The organism is Algoriphagus sp. Y33 (assembly GCF_014838715.1).
Classification (GTDB): Bacteria; Bacteroidota; Bacteroidia; order Cytophagales; family Cyclobacteriaceae; genus Algoriphagus.
Genome location: NZ_CP061947.1, coordinates 5780341 through 5805446, shown reverse-complemented (window position 1 = coordinate 5805446; position 25106 = coordinate 5780341). Strand labels below are relative to the sequence as shown.

The 25106-nt window shown below is 40.0% G+C and carries 18 protein-coding genes; 13 read left to right on the top strand and 5 right to left on the bottom strand.

Annotation, left to right across the window (positions count from 1 at the left end; all coding sequences use genetic code 11):
- Window positions 1–75: 75 nt before the first annotated feature.
- The 5 genes from ID165_RS23915 to ID165_RS23895 all read right to left on the bottom strand — a co-directional run bounded on the left by ID165_RS23915 (window position 76) and on the right by ID165_RS23895 (window position 2854).
- The gene (locus ID165_RS23915) at window positions 76–294 is read right to left on the bottom strand and encodes a PRTRC system protein C (RefSeq protein ID WP_192347907.1); all 219 of its coding nucleotides are present in this window, start codon (window positions 292–294) and stop codon (window positions 76–78) included.
- A 29-nt stretch (window positions 295–323) separates the two neighbouring features.
- A complete protein-coding gene (locus ID165_RS23910; protein ID WP_192347906.1) occupies window positions 324–869 on the bottom strand; it encodes a PRTRC system protein E in 546 nt (181 codons plus the stop codon).
- 20 nt (window positions 870–889) lie between these two features.
- A complete protein-coding gene (locus tag ID165_RS23905) occupies window positions 890–1279 on the bottom strand; it encodes a hypothetical protein (protein WP_192347905.1) in 390 nt (129 codons plus the stop codon).
- Window positions 1280–1344: 65 nt separating this feature from the next.
- Window positions 1345–2412, bottom strand: a complete 1068-nt coding sequence (locus ID165_RS23900; protein ID WP_192347904.1) for a DUF932 domain-containing protein — start codon at window positions 2410–2412, stop codon at window positions 1345–1347.
- Between the two features lie 46 nt (window positions 2413–2458).
- A complete protein-coding gene (locus ID165_RS23895) occupies window positions 2459–2854 on the bottom strand; it encodes a single-stranded DNA-binding protein (protein WP_192347903.1) in 396 nt (131 codons plus the stop codon).
- A gap of 542 nt (window positions 2855–3396) precedes the next feature.
- On the opposite strand from ID165_RS23895, the gene ID165_RS23890 reads away from it, so the two are divergent.
- The 13 genes from ID165_RS23890 (at window position 3397) to ID165_RS23830 (ending at window position 25037) form a co-directional block, all read left to right on the top strand.
- Window positions 3397–4119 carry a DUF6577 family protein gene (locus tag ID165_RS23890; RefSeq protein WP_192347902.1) on the top strand — a complete coding sequence of 241 codons (723 nt, stop codon included), beginning with the start codon at window positions 3397–3399 and terminating at the stop codon, window positions 4117–4119.
- Window positions 4119–6152, top strand: a complete 2034-nt coding sequence (locus ID165_RS23885) for a class I SAM-dependent DNA methyltransferase (RefSeq protein WP_192347901.1) — start codon at window positions 4119–4121, stop codon at window positions 6150–6152. Before ID165_RS23890 ends, ID165_RS23885 begins: the two co-directional genes overlap by 1 nt.
- Complete coding sequence (locus ID165_RS23880; protein ID WP_192347900.1) at window positions 6133–7515, top strand: restriction endonuclease subunit S; 1383 nt, start codon at window positions 6133–6135, stop codon at window positions 7513–7515. Before ID165_RS23885 ends, ID165_RS23880 begins: the two co-directional genes overlap by 20 nt.
- Complete coding sequence (locus tag ID165_RS23875) at window positions 7500–11645, top strand: protein kinase (protein WP_192347899.1); 4146 nt, start codon at window positions 7500–7502, stop codon at window positions 11643–11645. The genes ID165_RS23880 and ID165_RS23875 overlap by 16 nt, the downstream gene beginning before the upstream one ends.
- 2 nt (window positions 11646–11647) lie before the next feature.
- Window positions 11648–13210 (top strand): hypothetical protein, encoded by a 1563-nt coding sequence (locus ID165_RS23870; protein ID WP_192347898.1) that lies wholly within the window; start codon window positions 11648–11650, stop codon window positions 13208–13210.
- 7 nt (window positions 13211–13217) lie between these two features.
- Window positions 13218–18638, top strand: a complete 5421-nt coding sequence (locus ID165_RS23865; protein WP_225586887.1) for an ATP-binding protein — start codon at window positions 13218–13220, stop codon at window positions 18636–18638.
- A complete protein-coding gene (locus tag ID165_RS23860) occupies window positions 18635–19345 on the top strand; it encodes a PP2C family serine/threonine-protein phosphatase (protein ID WP_192347896.1) in 711 nt (236 codons plus the stop codon). The genes ID165_RS23865 and ID165_RS23860 overlap by 4 nt, the downstream gene beginning before the upstream one ends.
- 11 nt (window positions 19346–19356) lie before the next feature.
- Window positions 19357–19638, top strand: a complete 282-nt coding sequence (locus ID165_RS23855) for a hypothetical protein (RefSeq protein WP_192347895.1) — start codon at window positions 19357–19359, stop codon at window positions 19636–19638.
- 385 nt (window positions 19639–20023) lie between these two features.
- Window positions 20024–20788, top strand: a complete 765-nt coding sequence (locus tag ID165_RS23850) for a DUF6577 family protein (RefSeq protein WP_144603952.1) — start codon at window positions 20024–20026, stop codon at window positions 20786–20788.
- Window positions 20785–21897 (top strand): nucleotidyl transferase AbiEii/AbiGii toxin family protein, encoded by a 1113-nt coding sequence (locus ID165_RS23845; protein ID WP_144603953.1) that lies wholly within the window; start codon window positions 20785–20787, stop codon window positions 21895–21897. The genes ID165_RS23850 and ID165_RS23845 overlap by 4 nt, the downstream gene beginning before the upstream one ends.
- An 87-nt stretch (window positions 21898–21984) precedes the next feature.
- Window positions 21985–23040: a DUF4917 family protein gene (locus ID165_RS23840; RefSeq protein ID WP_144603954.1), complete on the top strand. Its 1056-nt coding sequence runs from the start codon at window positions 21985–21987 to the stop codon at window positions 23038–23040.
- A gap of 40 nt (window positions 23041–23080) precedes the next feature.
- Window positions 23081–24214, top strand: coding sequence for an ATP-binding protein (locus ID165_RS23835; RefSeq protein WP_144603955.1), 1134 nt, complete (start codon window positions 23081–23083; stop codon window positions 24212–24214).
- A 145-nt stretch (window positions 24215–24359) separates the two neighbouring features.
- On the top strand, window positions 24360–25037 hold the full coding sequence (locus ID165_RS23830; RefSeq protein ID WP_144603956.1) for a hypothetical protein: 678 nt from the start codon (window positions 24360–24362) through the stop codon (window positions 25035–25037).
- Window positions 25038–25106: the final 69 nt, after the last annotated feature.

Sequence of the window (25106 nt, the reverse complement as noted above, 5' to 3'; positions counted from 1 at the left end):
GCTTTGAATAGTTTTCCGTTTCCCTGATTTGCCTTGCCACTTTCTGGCTTTGGCGTTTTTGTTCCCCTGCCATGACTATCCCTTTGTGCCGATGGTGGTTTTAAATTCAAACCATACCGCATCGTCCTGTATGGTGGGCCCCGCTATGGTGGCCGTTGTCAGGAGGGGGTATGAGTTGCTGTAAAAGTTCAGCACCGCTTCGGGGCTTAACCCTTCATCAGGGTCTGTAAGTATGATTTCCTGCCCTTTGTCCTCCATCCTGAATTTCCGTTCTAATTGTGTCGCCAGTAACATTTTCTAAAGATTTTTAAGGTGAATAAATATTATTGTGCCGTTTGGGTGTCGGGTGCATCCGCCCTGAACAGGTCGGGTGCGAACTGTGCCGAAAGTTCCGACTTGCGTTTGCGGATTGTTTCTTCGTGTTCGGGATACTCCGATACATCGGGGACTTTCATCCACGCCTCACGGTGCTTTCCCTCCTTTTCCAGTTCGTCCGCTTTCTTCATCGCCTCGGTATATTTCTTTTCCTTCGCCTCTTTTTCTTTCTTCTCTTTATCGGCTTTTTCCTTTTCCATTGCCGATTGCTTTTTGGCTTCCTCCTGCGCCTTGAGGTAGGCTTCCATGTTCACCATGAGTTCGGAGGTCTGTTGCAGGGGTGGGGTAATGCTGCCGAAAAATCCGTTGTCCAGTTCTTCTGCACTGCCTTTCAATACCAATGGCGGTATCACCTGTTTGGCGTTGTCCCCGCAACCTTTGTTATTGAGCAGTACCGATACTAACCAGTTACCGTCCGCCCCTGTCCTGATGGTAATTTGCAAATCACCTGTTACGCCCATTTGGGCTACCTGTTTGAAGAAATTAGTTTCCATTATTTTATGAATTTGATTAGTCATTTAATTTTATCCGTTTTGAACAGTGCCCCTACCATATCTGTGAATGTTTGGTTATCGTGTTTCCGAACACCTGTATATAATTTGAGGCAATACTGCATCAATAAGGCGTTCTGCCCGTCAAACAACTGGTCTGCGAACAACCTTGCCCGTTTGTGCAGTTGCACCCCGTAGCGGTCAATCCTGTACTCGGTGTCGTTCACCATTTGCAACCAGAAGTCAAAACCTATTATCCCATGTTCTCCCTTTGCCCGTTCCTCCTCTTCGTTCTCTTTTATGGTCAGGCATACCCGTTTAACATAGTCCGTGAATGCAGGTATTTCTTCGGGAAACAGCCCGTGTAGCAATTCCGCCTTGTCCCTGTTGGTCATTTTATCTATGGGTTTCATGTCTTTGTGTTTTGATGATTTTAAATGGGTAGCCCTGCCTTTAAGAGGGCTACCCGTTGTTTATCCTAATTCCAGTTGAGTACAACCGCTCCTGATTTGGCGAAATCGGTGCAAAGGTTAAATGCAGCTTGTGTACGGATTTGCGCCGTGCCACCCAATAGGATAGATTTCAGCTTGGCTTCATCGTTTTTGTAATTGCGCACATTTTGGAAATAGCCCGTTACGGAATTATATGCGCCAAACAACGTCCCTTTGGTAGTGTCCAGTTGCTGTGTGGGGTTGGACATGCCGTATTCATATACCTTGTCCACCATGTTGTTATAAGCCGTGGACAGTTCCTCGTCCCTGCCTGATTTCAGTTTGTCCAGCACCTCCTTATTGGGTATCATGGCAAGCTGTATCAGTTTCTTCACCTCGCTGTCCGTGATGCGTACTTTCGTCCATTGGTTGAAAATGCCTTCCATCTGCATAGACAATTTATTGCTCATGCCCATCAGCTTATGGGCTTCCTCCAACCGTTCCTTTGCACCTGATGTATGGCGGATTTTAACCGTATTGCTTTTGCGGTGCATGGCTGCATTGAGGGTATTGGCGCAAACGATACGTATCGGTGTGAATGCTGCGGTGATGCTCCTGCTGCCATCATGGGAAGTGGTCAGGAACAGGTATTGTTCGATGAGGTCGTCACTCCCCACACGGATATAGCCCGGCAGTTTGGCAGTGATGAAAATCCGTTCACCGTTGCCCAACGCCCCTGCGGTTTCATACATAATCCCTTCCCCGCCCACGATGCTGTCGAAAAAGGAAAATGCGTCACGGTTCTGCACCACGTGATAATCCCTGCCCACCACGCCGAGTACCGTGTTGGAATCGGTGCGCATAGTGGCGTAGTAATTGGGTACGGCCAGTTCCGCATCGCCCGTTACCAATCCACCGTTATCGGCTAAGAGTGTTTGCCCTTTAGTGAACAAGGGGGATTTGACCACCTCGTAATCCAGTCCTGCATGTTGTATCGCTTCGGCGCTGGTGGGGTAGTCCTGTACGATTTGCCCCAACCCATGCCACGCTTTTTCCTTCACGCTGAAAAAGCTGTGCTTGCCTGTCGTTTCGTCTAAATGAATGTCATGTGCCATGATATATTAATTTTAAATGTTTAAGAATAGATTTTGAAAATGTTGATTAGAAAGGGAGGTCGTCCTTTTCATCCCCGTTACCGTTACTGCCCTGGGTTACAACTTCTGTTTCCTCCACTGCACCTCCATTTCGCCTGGGCGTAGCCAACAGCTTGATATTATTGGTGTGAAAGTTCAGCCGTCCGACTGCATTGCCATCGGTGTTGACATACGCATCCACCCCGATGCGCCCGTATAGTTCCACCAATGCGCCTTTTTTCAGCCATTGGACTACAGTTGTGTTGAGCCAATAGGCACAACTAACATAGTTGGTCACTTCCTTTTGCTCCCCCGCTTTGGTTTTATAGCGGTCATTGATAGCGATAGAAAAGTTTACTACTTTCCTGTCGTCCTTGAGTTCTGCGACATTTGCGTCTGCCGTCAATCTTCCTGTGATTACCATAACAAATAGTTTTAGAATGAATAAATGGTTATTTATGCTTCCTTTTTCACCCCGTCAGCTCCCGAAAAGCGAATGTTTTTCAAAAGAAAAAACGGAAAAAAAGAAAGCACAGGAAGTGTGTCCGCCGGAGGCCAAAAGGAAACGGAATAAGTCCCGCAGGGTGGATAAGGCGGCGGCACAGAGCCTTATCCATTATGCCGTAGTCTTTTGGCTGCTTTTAAAAAATCATAAGTAATGCGGACACAAACTTCGCTGCCCTTTTTGTCCGTTTCGATTGAAAAACTGAAAATCTGTTATTGTGATTATTGCCAGGTTTCAGGTAATAGAATTGCTGAAAGTATTATCAAAGGCCATTTTGAGATGCCTCCTGGAATTGTTCCGGAAGTGAACTTATGGACTAGTAATCATTTATTTTCTCAATTTATTCAAAATTCTGAATGGAAGTTTAAAATGCATATTGAATCCAATGTTTTGGCAATTAGTTATTAAAACTGCCAAAGTTTTGAAATTCTAAAAAATCAGTTATATTTGTCACATAGAAAATGAAAAACACTGAACTTACATATTATCTTAAGTGTCATTTTTCTGATAAACAGGAGTTTACCACGAAAGACATCACAGATGCCCTTCAAAAGCATTTTCCCGATTTATCTGGCAGCACAATAGCCTGGAAACTAAATCAACTGAAAAAAGACAAGCTCCTTTATCAGATAGGTAGAGGTCTTTACACCTTTGATTATAAGCCTGAATTTTCAGCTGAGCTCAGCTTAAAATCCAAACGACTATACAATCGTGTAAAAGGAATTTACTCTGGTGAAATCGTGATATGGGACACCATCCTATTGAATGAAATTGGTGATGAAAACACCTCAAAGTATTGGGTATTTCTTGCTCTCAATAAAGATCATTTGGATTCTTTATTTGGTGAAATGCTATCCTTCAGTAAGAAGGTTTACCTGCAACCAGACAAGGAAACAACTGCCCGTTATCTCATTCCCCAGAATGATGCAATCATTCTCACAGCTTTAATTTCTGAGACTCCAACGGAGCGATCAGGCGACTACTTATCCCCCAGCATTGAAGGTATATTGGTCAATGCGTGGTTTGAGCATGAGCAGTACTTGGAACCTATTGGGATAGACATTCGCAAATTGTATGAGCAGGCTTTTTCCAAATACAATGTGAATAAGAGCAAGCTCCTACGCTATGCTTCCAGAAGGGATAAGAGAAAAGAAATTAACGAACTATTAAAAACCATCAAATAATGTCCACAGAAGTAATTGAACAGGACGACATAGCATTGGAAGACAACCAGTTGGTTTGTATTCTGACAGGTGATGTGAAAAAGGTCAAGCCTCAGGAAAGCAACCTGCAATCAATAATCCTGATGCTCAATGAAGAGTACGGTTTTGACCTTGCTGACATGGAGCGTGATTTCGCCATCCAATATACCGATCCAGATTCCGGAAAACCAAAAAGGCAGAAGGTTGAATTGGTGATTTTTGAGAAAGGGAAACCACATGAGCAAGATTTTATTATCCGTATCTGTGTGGTTCAGGATGATAAAGTAAAGGATACAGACAAGAAGAAAGGCGTCAAACCCACTTTAGAAAATGCTATGGGTGCCGTGGAAAGTTGTGAATTTGGCCTTTGGGCAAATGGTTCCAGTTACCACTACCTACAAAAGGAAGATGATGCCATGGGCTTTGATTATGAGTTCGTGGATCTTTCCGATTTCCCAGGCGAAGGAGAAACACTGGGTGATCTTGACCGGGCTGATCGATCTTCAAGTAGAAAGCCTGCCAATGACTCCCTTATCAAAGTCTTCAAGCGTTCGCATGATTATATTTATGGCAATGAAGGCCGTAAGAAAGATGCCTTTTGGCAATTGCTAAACCTCATCTTCTGCAAGCTCTATGATGAGAAACGCAGGTTCATTCCCTCCGAAGAAAGCTACCGCAGAAAGTTTTGGGTTGGAGTAAAAGAACAGAATACGGAAGAAGGTCGAAAGGCAGTAGCCAAGCGAATCAAAGGGCTATTTGAAGAACTGAAAGGTGACGAAATATTTTCAGAAGTTTTTGATGGAAATGAAGCTATAGGATTAACTGATAAAGGATTAGCTTTTATTGCAGGAGAATTGGCCAAATATTCATTTCTGGATGCCTCAGTCGATGTGAAAGGTATGGCTTACGAAACAATTGTGAGCAACACTCTGAAACAAGAAGCAGGTCAATTCTTTACCCCAAGAAACATCATCAAAGCAATGGTAGAGATGATGAACCCAACAGAAAATGACCGAGTGCTTGATCCTGCATGTGGATCAGGGGGCTTTTTGGTCATGGTGCTTGATCACGTGAGAAAGCAGATTGCCGCTGAGTTATATCCTGATTTAGACGGACCACTACTGGCTGAGAAGTTCAATTCTATGGAAGTGAACGAGCGGGTTAGAGATTATGCAGAGCGCAGCATTTTCGGCTTTGATTTTGACCCTGACCTGAAAAAGGCAGCCCGAATGAACATGGTAATGGCGGGTGATGGACACGCAAATATCTTCCATGTAAATTCCCTTGCCTATCCCAATTGGGAACATCCTGCTGAGATTGAAAAAATTCAAGGAGCTATTGGTAAGAGCCTTTCTGAAATGAAAGACATTGAAAGCCGCTATGGGAATGATGCTCGTGAAAAATTCGACATCATTTTTACCAACCCTCCGTTTGGAGCGAAAGTGAGGGTAGAACCGGAAATCGCTAGCCAGTATTTCCTATCCAAGTACAGTGATGCCCCGGAGGTATTATTCATTGAAGCGTGTTACAACTTCTTGAAGCCTGGAGGTAAAGTAGCCATTGTTTTGCCTGATGGAATATTAGGGAACCCAAATACCCTTCCTGTTCGGGAGTGGATATTGGACAAGTTCAAAATCCTTGCTTCTGTTGACTTAGCTGTGGAGGCGTTTTTACCTCAGGTAGGTGTACAGGCTTCATTGCTCTTTTTACAGAGAAAAACAGAAATGGAAAGACAACTCGCTCAGGACACTGCAGAAGACTATGAGGTGTTTATGGCCATTGCTGAGAGGCTGGGAAAAGACCGCAGAGGAAACCCGATTTATGTACGTGACGAAGATGGTGCAGAAATTCTTTTTGATTCAGAAACTCAATATGTGGTACATAAAAAGGATGGCAATTTAGAAGTGAAAATCCGCAGAGAAAAGCTAAAGCGGTTGGATGACGATCTTCCAAAGATTGCAGAATCTTATCTGGATTTTTTAAAGCGGAAAGACTATGAAGGTATTAAAGGTTAAAAGTTCTTGGCTTTCGGAATCTGACCTCAGGTTGGATGCTCCCTTTCATCTTAGTGATGGTGTAAAAACAAAAAGGTTAATTGAAAAATTCTGTCCCTATGAATTAACAACCATAGAGGATGAATCTTTAAACCTTTATAAGGGAAATATTCATAAAAGAGTCTACGTTTCTTCTCCAGAGCATGGCTATATGTTTTATACAGCGTCAGATTTATTTAAAGCTGATCTTGAAACTGGGAAATATGTATCAAAGAGGTATTCCTCATACCTAAAGGAATTAGAGCTTAAAAGGAATTGGATTTTAATAACTCGATCTGGCACACTCGGAAAGGTTTTACTAACATCTGAAGATCATGAAAAGAAAATTGGTACAGATGACTTGGTAAGGGTATATCTCAAACAAGAAAAAGTCAAAACAGGCTATTTGTATGCATTTCTTTCTTCAAAATATGGTTATGGATTACTAACACAAGCCGGTTATGGAGGTGTTGTAAAACACATTGAGCCAGATCATGTAAAAGGAATAAATGTACCGGTATTGCCAATTACACTTCAGGATAGAATAAATACGCTAATTACTGAGTCCTCCCACCTTCGTGTTGAGGCTAACAAATTATTGAAAGAAGCAACTAGAGATGTAGAACAAAGGGTACTTAAAGAGCTTGGTAGAATTAAAAAGGAACCATCGTCTTCCCGAAACATAAAGGAATTATTTCAATACGAAAAACGACTAGATGCACCCTATAACTGGAGTTTAGGAAGGTTAATAAATGATGAAATAATTAAGATTGACCATAAACTTCTCAGTGAATTATCAGAGGTATTTCATCCTATTCTTTTTGGAAAGAAACAAATAAAAGGTACTCCCACAAAAGGAAATCCGCTTTACAAAAGCACATCAATGGGAAAGTTAAAACCAGAAACTGATTTTTGGTTGTCACTTAAAAAAAATGATTCCTATAGGAAATTACAGGTTAAAGAAGGATGGGTATTGATTTCCAGAACAGGTACCGTTGGGAATGTTGTACGGATAAACAAATCTATGAATAATACTTTCATTGATGATCATATGATTAGAGTGAAACCATCTAGCAACTATCATGGCTTAGTCTACATTTTTTTAAAATCTTATTACGGTCAAAAGCTTATAGAATTTCAAAAGTACGGTTCAGTTCAAGAAGTTATAAATAGCACGTATATAGAGAGGATACCAATTCCTGCAACTTTAATGGATAAGAACTTTTTATCTGAGTTGGATCAAAAAGTAAAAACACTAAGTGACTTTTTTGATACAGCATATTTAAAGGAAACCGAAGCAATCGAATTAGTAGAAAATGAAATTGAATCATGGCAAAAATCATAGTACCACCTTATTTCGATTCGGTTGTGAATGCCGGAGAAAAGCGTTTACTGGATTACTTGCAGGTAAACTTGCCAGATAGCTATTATCTGGTGCCCAATGTGGAGCTAGCCTCCACAAATCCCCGAAACAACCGGACACAGTATTGGGAATATGATTTGTTGATAGTCACCCCCCATGCCATTTACAACGTTGAGAATAAAGACTGGAAAGGACGGATCGAAGGAGATGACAACTATTGGTACGTCAATGATAATCAAAGACAAAATCCATTAAAAACAGGAAGACAAAAAACAGCAGTTTTAGCTTCCAAACTTAAAGAACAGGATTCTTCATGGGCGAAAGCGTGGGTTCAGAATATGGTTACCCTATCTTATCCTAATACTTACGTTCCTACTCTGTGGCAGGAAGCGGGTAAGCTCACTTTCCAGTTGAATGAACAGCTGATTAATTACCTCAATGACCCGCAACAGGTAGGAAAATCAGAAGATGACATTGCAGATATTTACAAGGATATTGTAAAGTTTCTTGATGGAAGCCAAAGTAAAAAAAGACCGGATGAAAAACGTGAAGTAGTAGGCTATGAAATAATAGAAATACTCCAGCAGGAGCCCAACTTTACAGAGTACCTAGTAAAGCCCAAAGGAGTTACCTCCTCTATCCGCAAAAGGGTAAAAGAGTATTCACTTCAGGTTGCAGGACTTTCTCAACCAGAACTACAGAAACGTGAGGAGACAATTAAAAATCAATATAAGGCCCTCCATAAGATCAAGGCGAAACCATTCATCCTGAACGTAGAGTTTAAAATTGATGAAGAAAACCATCAGTTCTATGAAATCTCAGATTTTTTGGATGAGAACTCCCTGCGAGCTGAAGCCAGATCCAAAACCTTTACCTTTCAAGAAAAGCTGAGCATCATTAGGAATGTAATGGCCGCATTGAAAGAAGCTCATAAAGAAAACATCTTTCACAGGGATATAAATCCCGATAACATTTACATGAGCAGCGGTTATGCCTATCTAGGCAATTTCGGGAAGTCTTACTTTACCGATCATAACCAACAGGGCTACACGGTAATGGCTACTATCAACGAATCAAATGCCACGCCTTACCACCCATTGGAATTGACCGTTGGTGATGCCTCACGTGCCTCAGATATTTATTCGCTTGGGGTACTCATTTATTGGCTTTTCACGGGTGAGGAACCTTTCAAGACTCCTTATGATCTTGATAAGATGGGTGGGAAACTACCTGCAGATAAACTGCCAACCTCGCTCAATAAAGCATTGCCGAAATGGTTGGATGAACTTTGTCACAAAACCATTCTCACAGATGACCTTCAAAGAATTGATAGTATTGAACAAGTTACCAAGTTCATAGAAGATGCTCTCAAGGAAAATGATAGTGAGGTTCCATCCAAGCGGACTACAAATACAACAACAACTCAACCTGCCGACATCTATGAACTAAAAGTTGGAGACAAGATAGGAGATTTTGTCATTCATCAGATTCTTGGTAAAGGTGGCTATTCAAGAGTTTTTAAGGTAAAGCACCAGCTTCAGGGAAAATACTATGCCTTGAAACTCTTTCATGAAAGCGTAAATGCAAATTCAGTAATTGATGAATACAATGCTCTGATAGGGTTAGAACATCACAATATTGTCAAATTCGTTTGGAATGGTGAAACACCTAACGGGCAGTTTTACACCTTAATGGAGTTTTTGGAAGGTGAAAATCTGAGCACCTATTCCAGGACAGATGCAAAACTTCCGATTTACCGGGTATATCAAATAGCCAAAGACATCCTAAGTGCTTTGGTTTCCATGCAAAGCCTGGACAAACCTATTCTACACCGGGATGTAAAGCCTCAAAATATCATTTGGGACAATGAGAAACGCTTTGTTCTCATTGATTTCAATGTAGCCTCCTTTGTAGATGACAATCAAGATTTTGTTGGTACAAACCCTTATTTGGCTCCTGATCTTATTGCAGACGGATATAAAGTCAACTGGGACAAGTCCGCAGATACTTTTGCTTTAGGTATTACACTGTATGAATTGATCTGCAAACAATACCCCTGGACACCTAAGAAAATGCCAGTCCTTAGTATTGATCCGGTCAATCCGAAAGAATTTGAACCAAGGATCTCAGATGCATTTGCTCAGTTTTTAAGTCGGGCCATAAACCCTCGCTCTGCAATGCGATTTTCCAATGCACAGGAAATGCTGGATGCTTTACTGGCAATTGGCGAGGATGATATTTTACAGGAAACCCAAACAGTTTCTCCAACTATAGAAACCACAGATGAAGAAGGCGATTTTATCAAATATATCAACTCATTATATAGCCAGTCCAAAAGAGGTAATTTCGGAACACGTGCCAGCGAAAATATTAGCGAGTACGACCGATTAACCTATACCCCTTCCAAGCTTGATAAAAAACTATTGCCTGATATTCTTGATGGCAAATACAAACTATTGATCATCACCGGAAATGCCGGAGATGGAAAAACAGCATTCATCAAACGTATTGAGCATGATAAGTCAGTGACAGCTCTCAATACCCATGATCACAAGAATGGTGCAAGGTTTAAGATAAATGGTGTTCAATTTGAAAGTAACTATGATGGTTCTCAAGATGAAGATCAACGGGCGAATAATGAAGTACTGGAGAGTTTCTTTAAACCGTTTGCGGAACTGTCCAATTACAATGAATCGAAAGAAGGTCGAATCATTGCCATCAATGAAGGCCGTTTGGTGGAGTTTCTAAAGACCACAAGTAAGCACAAAACGCTTCATGACACCATAGAAAACTACTTCTATAACGAAGGGCATCACGAGCTTCCATCAGGCTTAATGATTATCAATCTAAATCTAAGGTCTGTTGCAGCTCAGGATAATCAGGAACCCAGCCTTTTTAGAAGTCAGTTAAAAGCTCTAACTCAAAAAGACCTTTGGGCTAAATGTGAAACATGCCCACTGGCAAGCAAGTGCTTTATCAAGTACAACGTAGATTCCTTTAATGACTCAGCGTCTGGTGAAGAAGTAATTACTCGTATGGAGTGGCTGTTGAGAACAGCCAGCCTCAAGCGTGAACTGCACATTACCATGCGTGATTTGCGTTCGTTCATTGCATTCACACTCACCAGAGATCATGAATGTTCAGATATTGAACAATTGGTGAAGGCCAGCGAAAATAAGCCTGAAAGCTATTGGCAATATTATTACTTCAATATTACCAACCTTGCTGTGAATGATTCAGGCAATCAAGATCGCCTGATCAAATTGTTAAGGGAAACTGATATTGGTGAAGTAGCTATACCCGATAAAGACAGGGATCTATTCTTCGGCCAGCATGAAGCCAATGAGTACCTGGAATTTTCGGATCGTGAGTTTACCCTAATTGATGAGTTTACCAACAATAAGATTTGGGTTCCAGCCCATGAGCAAGACGGAACTTTGATCAAAAGAACACGAGTAATTCAAAAGGTATTTATCAGGCATCAATATTTTGAAGGTAAGTCAGAGCTACTGTCTGTTGAAAACGGCTATGTGCCTGCAACCTCAGAAACAGAGGAGGCCAAATTCCCCTCATATCTCCTTCGACTACCTTATCATTCGGTATTCAAATTTGTGAAAGTCTTATCCAAGGGAGATGAAAGCACAAAAACAAAAGCCAGCATTTCCAGAGCCATTTCATTGAATGAGGGGTGTGACAATCCCGGTATAGATAAAGATCATTTAGTGCTTGCATCAACAGATATCCGAGACCCATACAGTAAGTCATTCAGGCTATTCGACCTCAACGATTTTGAGCTATTTGTCAATAGAACGGATCATTTGGTAAAATACCTGGAATATGAACCAGACAGTTTGACCTTCCGGCACAAAACCGAAAAACACATCAAGCTTACCATTTCACTTGATCTGTACGAGATGCTTTATTTCATACAGCAAGGATTCAGTCCTTCACTCAATGACTTGAGAGGGAAGTTCATTGAACTGATCATATTCAAGAACCTGCTGGAAAATCTAACCTACAAAGAGGTAGTGGTAACCAGCGACAATTTAGAGTTTTATAGAATCAGTAAAGACGAACAGAGCCGTCTCTACATAGAACCTATGGAAGTATAAATATGGCCATAAAATTAAATAAAGACGAAAGCCTTTTTCGCAATGAATTGATTTTCACAGCTGATGCAAAAGCCGTGAATATTGACAATACATTGGTAAATCTCTTTATGCTACTCAAGCACAATGGGATAAGACCAAAACAACGAGCACGGGCGGGAAGCAATTCATTTATCGATTTGGAAACATTGAAGAGGGTTTTCTCTAAACTCGAGGAAGAAGGCTCAATTAAAGGATTCAATGATAATCCGGACGCTGCGGAATTATGGATGCGTAGCAATCTAGTCAATATGGTTTATCGGGGAAATCTTGACAAAGAGAAAATATCCTCTTTGAGGCCAATCCACCTCGAAAGTTATAGAGTCAGAAATGCAGCCAACACCAGGGACTATAATACAGCCGATCAAGTTTATTTAATGCTAAGTGCTAACCCAACCGTGCGTGAAGACCTGAAAAGTTTCTTAATGGAGGGTTGGGATCAGACAACAAGTAAAATAAACTCAGGGAACCATCTTGATGTAGATAGTTTGGGACTACTGCACATCATCAAAAATGTAAAGCCCGGATTTCTGGAAAGCAGTTCAAGCCTGAATCAGATTCAACCACTGCTCCAGGGTCAAGCGGAACTCTTTTGTGATGATGTGCGGAGATTATTGGTTTACAAGCGACTAATCCCTAGAAATGTCTTAATAGATTATTTCAAGACTATTACATCATTTCACCTTTCCATCTACATTCAGAAACTAATTCACACCCTACCTCGGATGGTTGAAGAGGGCAATAATTCGATTAGAGCTGATTGGAATATTGTAGTAGATGCCACAGATGATTTTGAAAGTAAAATTGCCCGTATTTCAGCAGAGGATGCTGAAACATTAACTAATAATGTCTATGACTATATCAAAGCCACATTCCAGATCAATGCGGCTCTGAGGAGATTAAAACTTGACAAAACCAATTCGGACAATCTTCGCAAGGCTCTGGAGCTACTAAAAGAAAAACCACAGGATTTCGAGATATACTTCGAAACTCAATGGGACAATCTTTACAGTACACTTGATGAGGAAGATAAGGACCTAATCAGTGATATGGTCAAGTATGAAGATACCTATTTTGATCGATACATTGAATTGATCCTGAAAGCCAGAGGCAATTATCAATTCCGCTACCACATGCAGCTTTTTGACAACTTATCCCAGAAGAATAATGAAAGAGGCTTTTTAGCTCAAGGGCGGGGCAGAAAGCATCCAAGAAGATATGTTTTGGGAACAAGGTTATTGGAAACACTTGTCCAAATATTGGTTCTTGAATCAGACGGTTCCAGTTTTCAAACCAGAACGCTCTCCATTGAAGAGCTAATTCAAAATATCCGTGATCGCTATGGACTAGTCATTAATGGTTTGTCAGAAGATCGGTTCACTGATGCTGACCTCAACACACACCTTGCTTTTAAAGAAAACGTAGAAGCTTTCAAATTAAAGCTAAGGCAGATAGGATTTTACAATGACCTAAGTGATGCCTATATCCTACAAAGGATTAGACCACGGTATGAATTAAATGCTCAGTAGAATGCGGATGAATACTCAAATAAATACATATTATCAACGAATCATTGACCTGATACTGGAATTGTATCATGACGATCTGAGCCAAGCCATACCAGGCCATTGCATGAAGATCACCGGATTGGGCCTTACTGAACTTGAATTTCTTTGGGAACTTATTCAGGAGAAATACAGCAACATTAACACTTATATAGTAAGTGATAACTCCGCCTCTGATGAAAGGTTCATTACCGCAACCAAGCTTATAGAATTAAGAAACAAACAAGACGCTCCGCTCTTAGTCCTGATTCCATCCAATAGTAGAACATCTGCTGAAGACTCTTATGGCAATGCCACTTTCAAAGAAATCTCTTTAGAAGGGATTGAACAGAGGTTAAAAGACAGGTTAATTAATGATATACCTGCTGAATATGGAGCAACGCTGAAAAATGAAATCCTTGGATATCTAAACCTCAATCAAATCGATACAGCCAATGTGATCGATTATCTTCTCTCACTTGAAAAACAAGGATTCTCTAAGGAGTCTATTGGCAATCAGCTTTACCTGTTAGATTTGATACCAGATTCAGCTTTGCTTGATAATAACGATAAGATTAGGTCAAGACTGAATTTCAATTCAGAGAGCATTGAACTGCTTAGTTCATTTTACAAACCATTGTACGACCGGATAGCAGAACTCCCTTTGGAACCAAACTCCCTTCAGAAGGAATTAGTAGATTTCATAAAGGCTGAAAATAATGCCAGAAGTGCCTCTGAGATATGCTATCTCATACACAGTACATACTCCAATCTGAACTTTGCAAATTGGCAAATTCCCGATCTGGATTTTTCTCATATCAAACTATTTGCAGAAGAGATCAAATCCTCAGACTTCTCTGTGGAGGAAGGAAAACAGGTTCTTAAAGCCAGAGAAAATTCTACTTCCAAGGTTAAGGTAAGGTTTTCTATGAGTCAAAACCCTAAGGATATTCCTGGTCTTGCCTATTTCAAAATCATTTTGATGGCCGTAAATGGCGGTTCAGGTGAGGAAATACAAATACTTCGAAAAGTAAAAAACTCTGCATCGAATCGACCCTACCGGGATGTTACTGTTGATCTTAATCCAAACGTGATGGAAGAAGGTTCTTACTTCTTTAAGGTTTGGGCAGAAGATGAACATGGCAATATTCTCAACAACAATGATGACTTCAAAGAGCCAAGGATTCAATCTGCATGGGAAGAAGCAAAAGCCAACGATAGCAGCATCTTAAAAAGCACATTTGACTATAAGCTTGCCTGTGATACTGACGACTTTGATTATGTAGTTGAAGAGAACCCTGAGCGTGAAGAGAATCAGCGGAAAGACAAATTGAACAATGTCTTACAGGCATTTTTTAAGTTCCGTATTGAGAAATTGAAATCAGGCATGGAGCCAGAGATCCCAGTTGCTTCTGAAACATCCAATATATGGATTACCGATCACGGTAAACACACCTCAACATTTCATATCAATTATTCCGATAGGCATAATTACCAGGTGAATTTATCCTCAAAGCTGAGGATCATTGAAGATACGCTGTTAAAAAATGCAGATCATTTCGGGTATGTAAAGACATCCTTAAGAAACAACTCATCAGCGTTAGGTTTTGAAAAAATAAGCTTTTCAATAAGTGAGGTATCCTCTATTGTACCAAAAGAGATTCTCTCCCTTCGGTCAGAAATCTTTAAAAAGATTCAACATTCCAATGACACTAAAAACGGGCTGCTTGAAACAGCGGATATTTTCAATTTCACTGACTCCATTCGCTCTTACATTGAAAAAATCAGCGACTGGACAGCTTACCTTCAGAAGCAAATATTAGAGGAAGAGAGTGATGATAATGAAAAGTCCAATATTCAGGATTTACTGGTTGAGGTTCAAATGTTGGACTTGGTAAAAGTTAAAACTAAACTCCCTGATGGTAAACCAGCTGAGGCATTTTTACTATCTCCTTTACATCCACTACGTTTAGCTTGGTGGGTTCAGTTAGTGGACGTATTTACCGACTGGGAAAAAAAGACACATGACTATGCTGGCTACAAAGACGAATGGTTCAAAGGACTATCCAATCTCTTTGAAGGTCATTTGACACCTGAAAACAATCCATTAGTATTGGTAGAGCCAGGCACATTTAAAGCATTCCATTATTCTGGTGAACTTGCTTACGGTTGGGGGCTTTATTTAAATGTACTTACTGAGGAATCTAAAAACGGAATGACTTCTGTCTCAAGACAGATGAAGCATTATTTCAGTCAACTCTTCAATATCACTAAGGAAAACTATGTTGAAACAGAGGTAAGTCAAAATTTAGTTGTCAGGCATATCAAAAACTATCTGCTTCAGCATCCTTATACAGATAAGCTAATTATAAACCTTTTCAATGCAGGTGATGCAGGCGTATTTGCAGATTCATTGGTTGAGTTGGAGAAAGAAATCAGCTTTCAAAACATCAAATATGAGGTAAGAATATTCAAAGGTGATGATAAGATTATTGAGCACGGTGAAGCACTTAGAACCTTAATCAATCCTGAATCTAACATTTCGGAAGAAGCCGAAGCATTTTCACAACCTTCTGCTAATAGGTTATTCCCCAAAATGAGGTTCTCTATCAATAGCATCTCAGATTACCTCAAATCGCCAGCACGGTTTTCAGCTCATTTAAGCTTCCTGATTAGCCCTTTCCCAATTACAGTTGAACTGATTAAACCTTACAGACAGGATAGAAACTTCTACTTAAATGGATTATTAGTTTCACCTACGATTGCGGTCAATGACTCAGGCAATGAAATCAAATGGAATAGGTATATAGAAGGCAACCAAATACAACCTGATTACTCAGGATCTGGCACGATTGGGGTGAATTTGTTTGATCACCTTCAAACTTTTATTGCAGGGGCACTAGCTTCAAAATTCACTGAGTCTATACCTTCCACTCAATTACGACTTAATGACAAGGATAAGGTTCTGCTCACTCATTTACATGATTATTCAGATTGGGTAATCACATTTGACAAGAACCTTGGCCCTCAAATATTTGATCAACCGTCTAAAGATGGTAAGATACCATTCCTGCTTGATTATGTGCCTGGCGAAGAAGTTACTGGAATTTCATCTTACCTAACCACCAGACCTACGTCCGAAATTCTCGGGTTATTAGGTCCACATTTTGAAGAGTTTAATATTGATATTCATAATCCAAAAGATGAAAAGAAAGTAAAGATTTTACTCGAAGATTTAAGAGCTGTTTCAAGCTCTCTGGTTCTTCAGCTTAATTCTTCAAAGAATAAAGCCTTTGAAGTAATTGGTTCAGCCTTCACAAAAAGAGTTTTGGAGAAAAAAGGGCTGCTCGAAGAATCTTTCCTTATTCCAATTGACCTTCATCATAACCTCTTTGAAAATCTTCCTACCGAAAGCAAGAGCCGGGCAGACAACCTCCTTGTGTCAATTAACCCTGACAGCAGAGAAATTCACTTCACAATCATAGAGATCAAATGCAGAAAAAGCATTGGAGCTGCTGAAACTGATGATCTGAAAACGAAAATGCGTGAACAGATTGAAAACACTATTCTGGCTTTACGCTTACACTTTGATCCAGAATATCATTTGTCATTTGACCGCTTAGATCGAGAAATTAAAAATAAAGAATTAAAGTCCTTACTGAGCTTTTACATAGAAAGAGCTTACCGATACGAATATCTGAATGAAAATGCCTATGCAAGCTATAACGCATTTTTACAGACTCTAAACACTGGTTTCAAGCTGTCATTCAAGCAGCTAGGCCTCATTTTTAATTTCTCCGCAGACAAGAAACATCACAAGGAATTAATTGATCATGACCTTACCTTTTTCACTTTCGGTGGCAACCTAATCGAGCAAATTCTAGACCCTGATTCGGATTTAAACACAAAACGACTTGAAGATCAGGAGCTGGATAGTGAGTTAGGTGAAGCGGTTGGAATTAACACCAAGCTTAGGCCATTCATACAAAAACTTAAATCCAGGGAACCGAAAGAGCAAAAGGATGAAACATCGAAAATTCCACAGGATGACAAGCCAAATGATGAAGAAGGTGGAATCGAAGAAGCAATTGATGATTCTCCTGATAACACCCCGGATAATCCTGCTAATTCAAAAGATTATCCAGCTGATTCAGAAGTTTCTGATTCTGTTTTTGAGGAAGATCAATTCAATGTTACACCTCCGGATTATGATATTCTAATTGGTAAAAATTCAGAAAGCGACCAGTACGGTATTTTGGGTGAAAGTATCCATGGTAAAAAGATCGCCATGGATTTAAGCGAAACCAACACAATAAGTCTTTTTGGAGTCCAGGGAGGAGGTAAAAGTTATACCATAGGCACAATATCAGAAATGGTATTGAAGCAATTCAGTAAGATAAACAAACTCCCTTTTCCACTGGCAGGTGTAATTTTTCATTACAGTGAGAGCATGGATTACGAACCGGAGTTTACATCCATGAAACAGCCAAATGATAAAGAAGCTGAACTCCGTAAATTAAAAGAAAGATATGGTGCAAACCCGGACAAAATTGAAGATGTAATTATTCTTACTCCAAAGGATAAAATTGATGAAAGACGTTCAGAATATCCATCCATTGAGGTAAATCCGATTGCATTCAATTCCAAAGAATTGAACGTACAGGATTGGATGTTCTTACTTGGAGCTATAGGAAATGATTCAACCTACATGAAGCAATTAAAAGCTATTATGAAGGAATTACGAAGAGACTTGTCACTAGATGGCATCACTCAAAGCGTAGAAGAATCTGAATTACTATCTAACACGCAAAAAGCGTTGGCAAGACAGAAGTTGAGATTTGCCCGTGAATACATTGATGACAAATTCACTCTGCGTGACGCCCTGAAGCCCGGTAGGTTAATCATTGTAGATCTGCGTGATGAGTTCATTGTAAAAGATGAAGCCCTAGGGCTGTTTGTAATCATGTTGAATATCTTCTCTGCGGTAAAAAAGGTTGACGGTGCTCACTTCAATAAGTTCATAGTGTTTGATGAGGCTCACAAGTACATGGATAATAAAGATTTGACAGGTAACATCGTAACAGCTATTAGAGAAATGCGACACAAGGGAGTGAGCATTATGATTGCCAGTCAAGACCCTCCAAGCCTACCGAATGAAATTATAGAGCTGAGTTCCATTGTGCTGCTTCATAAATTCAACAGTCCGCAATGGTTAAAGCATATTCAAAAGTCTGTCACTCAATTATCATCTCTATCTTCGGCAGATATGAGTTCACTCACACCAGGTGAAGGATTCTTATGGGCAACTAAAGCAACAGATAAAGGAATTTCATCAAAACCATTGAAGATCTTCACTCGACCAAGAGTAACAAAACATGGCGGAGCAACTATACAAGCAACAGGTGAAAAATGAAAGCAATAGCAGCATCACATACAGGTAAACGAGAAATCAATCAAGATTTAATCCTTGAGTTCACTGCTATAGATGAATCATATCTTTTTGCTGTGATTGATGGTATGGGTGGCTATGAAAGTGGGGAAATTGCTGCTAAAATAGTCGGTGAGAATATTGAGACCTATTTATCTACTGTCGGAACTATTGATGCCTTTCACATTCAAAAAGCAATAAATAAATCAAATCTGGCACTTCGCCAGCAAAAAGCAGTATCATCTGAAACTATCGGAGCCACTATAGGTGGTGTCATTTTTAAGGGTTCTTCTGTTTCATATTTTTGGGTTGGTGATGTTAAAATATTTCATTTCAGAAACAAGAAATTACTTTTTGAATCTATACCTCACGGCTTGGTGAATGATCTGATTGAGAATGGATCAATTACAGAACCATCCCAGCTGTCAAAGTATAAGCATGTAGTTACTCGCTCCATACAAGGTGATATAAAAACCTCTCAGGCAGAGATCGATTCTAACTCTTTTCATGACAGCACAGACTTACTATTTGTCTGCTCGGATGGTGTGCATGATCTTTTTGAGAGTTTACAACTTGAAAACCTACTCAATCAAGTTGAATCACCTCTGATGCTAAAGGCTGAGCTTGAATCCAGGCTTAAAAGAGAAGCGAGTGACAATTTCACTTTTGGTATAATCACTCAAATGAATTAGAAAGCTAGCTCATGGAACAGGAACTATTCTTTAATGTACTCACATTCGACTGGCCAAAGGAGCCCGTAACACTCTATTTTTCAAACCAAAGTAATGACAGGTGTCAGGAGCTCTATTTCCGCCTTTTCCCTAATGAAGCCGAGTCATTGTTCCCCGGATTAGTCCGCAATAGCACAAATACGCTCTATACCACCTTTGGTTATCCAGCAGAAGGATTTCAACCTCTATCCATTGATCTCAAGAATGAGAATCAGGATTTTGTTAAGAGATACTACAATCATCAGATCAATTAAAGAGAAGAATTACTTCTCAAGCTGGGAAAAGTAAATATTTAAAATGAGGAATAATACTTTTTACCAGCTACTTAAACCCGTTAGGGATTGAAACGAAAATCCTCTGAAGGAGATTGAAGTGAAAAGCCCGGCCACAGGAACGGCCAATCTGATTTCATGTTTTTATCATTTGATTTTCAATTACGATATAAAATGCCTTGACAATCATCCCAATTACTTGTTAAATTATTTATTATCAACACTTTACTCGTAATCACCTAAGCTCATCTACCCCAAACAAGATTAATTTTTAGAATCCAATATTTACCAGTTTTTGAGATTACTGGCATTTATTTGATTTCTAATATTCACCACATTTTCTTAACTTTGGTAAAAATTGGATAAAATGCCTAAAATCATAGAGAATAAGCTTATAGAAGAGTTTAAGAACAAAGAGTCCTTCAGCCGCGAGGAACTTTTCGATTTCTACCGCTCATTCGAACCTGACCTGAAGGAAGGAACACTAGGTTGGCGAATCTATGACCTGAAAAACAAAAACATTATCAAGCCACTTAAAAGAGGATTGTATGTAATTTCATATAAGCCTCCTTATAAACCTGAACTTTCCCGTGATCTATTAAAAATTGCACATCGAATCAACGATGTGTTTAAGGAGATTAGATATTGTATTTGGGAAACAGGATGGCTCAATGAATTTTCCCAACACCAATCAGGCAAACGAATGATCCTGGTTGAAATAGAGAAGGACTTTACGGAATCACTCTATTTCGAGTTGAAAACCTCCTCAAAACGGGAGATATTTTTAAACCCTGACAGCAATACTATTGACTTTTATATTGCTGAAAGTAATTATCCGGTTGTCATAAAGAAGCTTACCAGCCGCTCTCCTATTACCACCAGGACAAAGGAAAAAGTAAAACTTTACACCCCCCTCCTTGAAAAAATCCTGGTGGACTTGTTTGCTGACGATAAAATCTTTTACCATCTCCAGGGAGCTGAACTAACGCATATTTATGAGCATGCAATAAACCACTACACCATCAATTTCACAAAACTCTTCAGTTATGCCAAGCGAAGGGACAAAGAACCAGAAATAAAGCAGTTTATGATTAACCACATGTCTCACCTTGTAAATGAAATCATAGAATGATCAAGGACCACTGTTTCACAGAAGAATGGCTTGAGGCCTTTCGGAAGCAAAAAAATCACAGCCGCATTGACAAAATCATTCTTGAAAAAATGATTTATGCGCTCCACCTGCTGGAGGAACTTCGGGCCCATGGGCTTGAATTCGTTTTTAAGGGAGGCACCAGCCTGGTCCTGTTATTGGAACAGGACAATCGTTTTTCTATTGACATTGATATCATCTGCACAGCAGGCAGGGAAGAATTGGAATCCATATTCGGAAAAATTGTAGAGGTATCCAGGTTTACCGGCTTTGAAATAGATACACACCGAAGTTACTTACCCGGTGTACCCAAAGCACATTATAAATTTTCATTTGAAACTAATCAACAGGGTTCAGGCACAATTCTATTAGACATCCTCTTTGAAAAACAACTCTATCCGGAACTTATTGAAAAACCTATAAACACAAAATGGATAGAAGTAGAAGATGAACATTCTGTCGCACTGCCATCGGTTGACTCTATAACAGGCGATAAACTCACTGCTTTTGCGCCAAATACAATTGGCATTCCCTATTTTAAAGGCAGGGACCGCCAGCCATTTTCCATGGAAATATGCAAACAGCTCTTTGACTTGAGTAGATTATTTGAGCAAATCCGGAACATGGAGACGGTGGCTGCAAGTTTCAAAGCTTTTTCGGAACAGGAAATAGCCTATCGAAAAAATGGCCAGGAACAATTTGACTTGACTCCGGAAGACGTATTACAAGACACTCTGGATACCTGCCTGATCCTGGCAAAGCGTGGAACAGGTTCAACTGGGGAGCAGGAAAAATTTGTTGAATTACAAAGAGGTATCCGGGCCTTTGGCACAGGATTCTTAATGTCAGGAACATTCCGTATTGACGATGCCATTCCCGCATCGGCAAGGATTGCTTACCTCGCTGCTAAACTAAAGGTTAGTGACCTGACCCCAATTGATTATTACAACGGGCAGGATGTAAGTAAACTGACTATTGAAGACCCGGATTGGAATTTCTTAAATCGTCTTAAACGTCAGCCTGACAAATCCTCTTTCTATTACTGGTACCATACAATCAGGCTGCTTACAGGCTCAAAAAACAATCCTTAAGTGGAGTAGACACTATAGAGATGAATAAGCATAGTGTAACTATTTTGACATGCAAAAATTGAAATTCTTTGACTCAAATAAAGCTTAATGGGAGACACTGACTTATTGACCTACGAGCAAGTCATTACCTCGCTCAGGAAAAAAAAACGGAAGAAACATTTATTGCTGGGCAACGGCTTTAGCATGTCCTATGATTCCGGGATATTTTCGTATAATGCCCTAAGTAAGTTTTTGGAGAATTTAGAGAACGATACTCTTCAAAAGCTTTTCGGGATAATTAAGACAAGTAATTTTGAGTTGCTGATGGAGCAGCTCGAAAATGTTGCTAAAATCGCCGAGGTTTTTGGCGCCGAAAAAGGAGTAGTCGACAAGATTCACCAGGCTACCACAACATTAAAAGAAAGCTTGATTGAAGCCATCAAAGAGCTCCATCCTGAACATGTCTTTTCCATTTCAGAAGAGAAAAGCCAGGCTTGCGCGGATTTTCTTAATGAGTATCTTTCTCAAGAGGGCAATATTTTTACTACCAATTATGATTTGCTGCTCTATTGGGTTTTAATGAGAAACCAGTTTGATCGGATTGGAGACGGTTTTGGAAGAGAAACCGACGAGACAGGCGAATTCATAGCTCCTGAAGACAGAATGTGGTCTGAACTCCGGTGGGGCAAAAACAAGGATACACAATCAATTTTTTACGTTCACGGAGCACTCCATATTTTCGATGCCGGGATAGATATCGTTAAAGAGGAATACAGCAATGAACATGTTTTATTGGAAAATGTCAAAGCCAGAATGGCAAGAAAGGAATACCCAATCTTTGTAACGGCCGGGAACGGAGAAGAAAAACTAAGTCATATCCGGCATAACAGGTACCTGTCTTTCTGCTACGACACGCTCTCAAATCTTGAAGGCTCCCTGATTTGCTTTGGCTTTGGTTTTGGCCTCTATGATGAACACATCATCGCCGCTATCAATAAAGCGGCAAAGAAAAAGAAAGACGGTGATGGTAAATGGCATATGTTGAATAGCATATACATCGGAGTTTATTCCGATTCAGACTTGAAACGCCTGAAAACTATTGAAAATAAGTTTAAGTGTTATGTCCGGTATTTCGACGCTAAAACGGTAAAAGTTTGGGGTTAGGCTTTATACTCGACTGCAGTAATTGCCAAAAAAACAAAACATGGCTCAACAGCTTGAATTTATCATCAGGGAATTGATCAGCAAAAACAGGGAAGGGAGTTTCTGGGACTTTAAATCTGAACCGCACGACAATAATGCTTCCCTCCTCCATGACATCCTTTGCCTGGCTAATTCGCTCCATAAAGGAGACAAATACCTTATCATCGGTATAGAGGAAAGTCAAGAAGGAACCTTGGTAAAAGGATTGGCCCAAAATCAGCCCAACAGGAAAAAGCAATCCAACTACATTGATTTCCTTAGAAGCAAAAGTTTTTCGGGAGGCATACGGCCTGAGATTGAACTACAGACACTCAAAATTGAAGGCAGCGAAATAGATGTACTGATAATTCTTGACCGGCCATTTAAGCCCTATACACTGACTGAGGATTACAAGGACAGAGGAATAACAGTCAAAGCCCATCATATCTATACCAGAATAAATGATACTAATACCCCGCTTAACGCCTCCGCAGACCTATGGATTGTGGAGAAAATGTGGCGGGAAAAGTTCGGAATTGATCTTAACTCGCTTGACAGGTTGAAGGCCTTGCTCAGGGAGCCTGGAAACTGGTCTATGGATATTGGCAATAGTAATCATTTTTACCACCTGATATATCCTGAATACTCCATCATCCTGAGCGAACCGGAAAGGTTTTATGAGCCCTATAGCTACTTCTACACCAATGAATCCTCATTTCTGGGAACAGCCAAATTCATGTACCATACCACACCTATTGCGGAATTGGAGTATATGTATTGCGATGAAATGCGGATCATGCTTCCTGTGCCAAAAACCGGCTACCTTGATTTAGAGATGGGAGACCAATGGTACTATCACTACATATTGGATTCCTTGAATGGGCAGTTTTTATATCTTTTGACGAAGGGTGAGCTTTCCCTGGAGTCGAGAGGAATGTCCGCACCCTTTATCATTTTCAAGGATGAGGCAGAAAAGCAGCATTTCGAAGTTTTTTTAACTGACAACCAACCCCTTCTAGAACAAACTGTTGTTGGATTTGCCGGAGAATTTGCCTCAAAAAACATCAAGAGGGTAGGGAAAGAATTTGGTGTTGACCCAGCTTTCGCGGATAAAGCATACCAGGTATTTATTAGGTGGAAAACAAAGCTAATGTAGGCACAAAAGTACTGGGAGAATGGGCAAAATTCTTATTTGCCATCGTTATGAAATTGATGGATAAGGTTAAACCTATAACTACCTGTTTTGACAATCAAGGCTCCCTTAAATTGAATTCAATTATTTTTGATCACAAATTTGAGTTATGATTTATATAATACCGACAAAAAGAGGCGTAGGCTGTGAGTTATGGGGCACTTATGAAGACCTGTTTAATTTATACGAAGTAATTGGTAAATTTTGGAACGATCAAAACCAGGCGAACATAAAAGGCCTGGAAAACAGGGATCAATTAATTAGTGGGTTCTCCTATGAGATCAGAAAAGCAAAAGATGGAAGTCGTTTAACCAGAACCCATAGCCATTTCTTCCATGAGTCTATTCCCTATTTTGGGGTTCAGATTTCCTGGGTTCATTTTCTCTTTTCGCTTACCGCCATTAAGTTCAATATGAGAATTTATGAAACCAATAAATTTGATGTATCCACCATTCTTCAATTAGAGTTTTGGCTTGAACGTGCCATGGTGAGCTTTGACCAAACAGGTGGAGAAAAACTTGCCGGTTATATTTCAGACGGAATTTATGCTGGCAATCCATATCTGTACCAGTTCATGAGAAGTATCAACCTGGATTTTTTCAAGCTTGGAGGAGGGAAAATCGCCTTCAGAAAACTCCCGCAATTGATGCAGAGAAGTGTATATCTGACTGAGGAGTATAATGAGTACCTCTCTTTTCTAACCGGAGAAGCCAAAAGATTGAATTGTAAAATTGATGACCTTGAATTAAGTGACGAGGAGTTTGACTATGAAGGTATTAAATGGTAAAAAACATAAGTCTGTCATTCGGTTGTTCCCCAAATCGTCTGTAAAGTTTGTGTAAAAAGCAATACGATA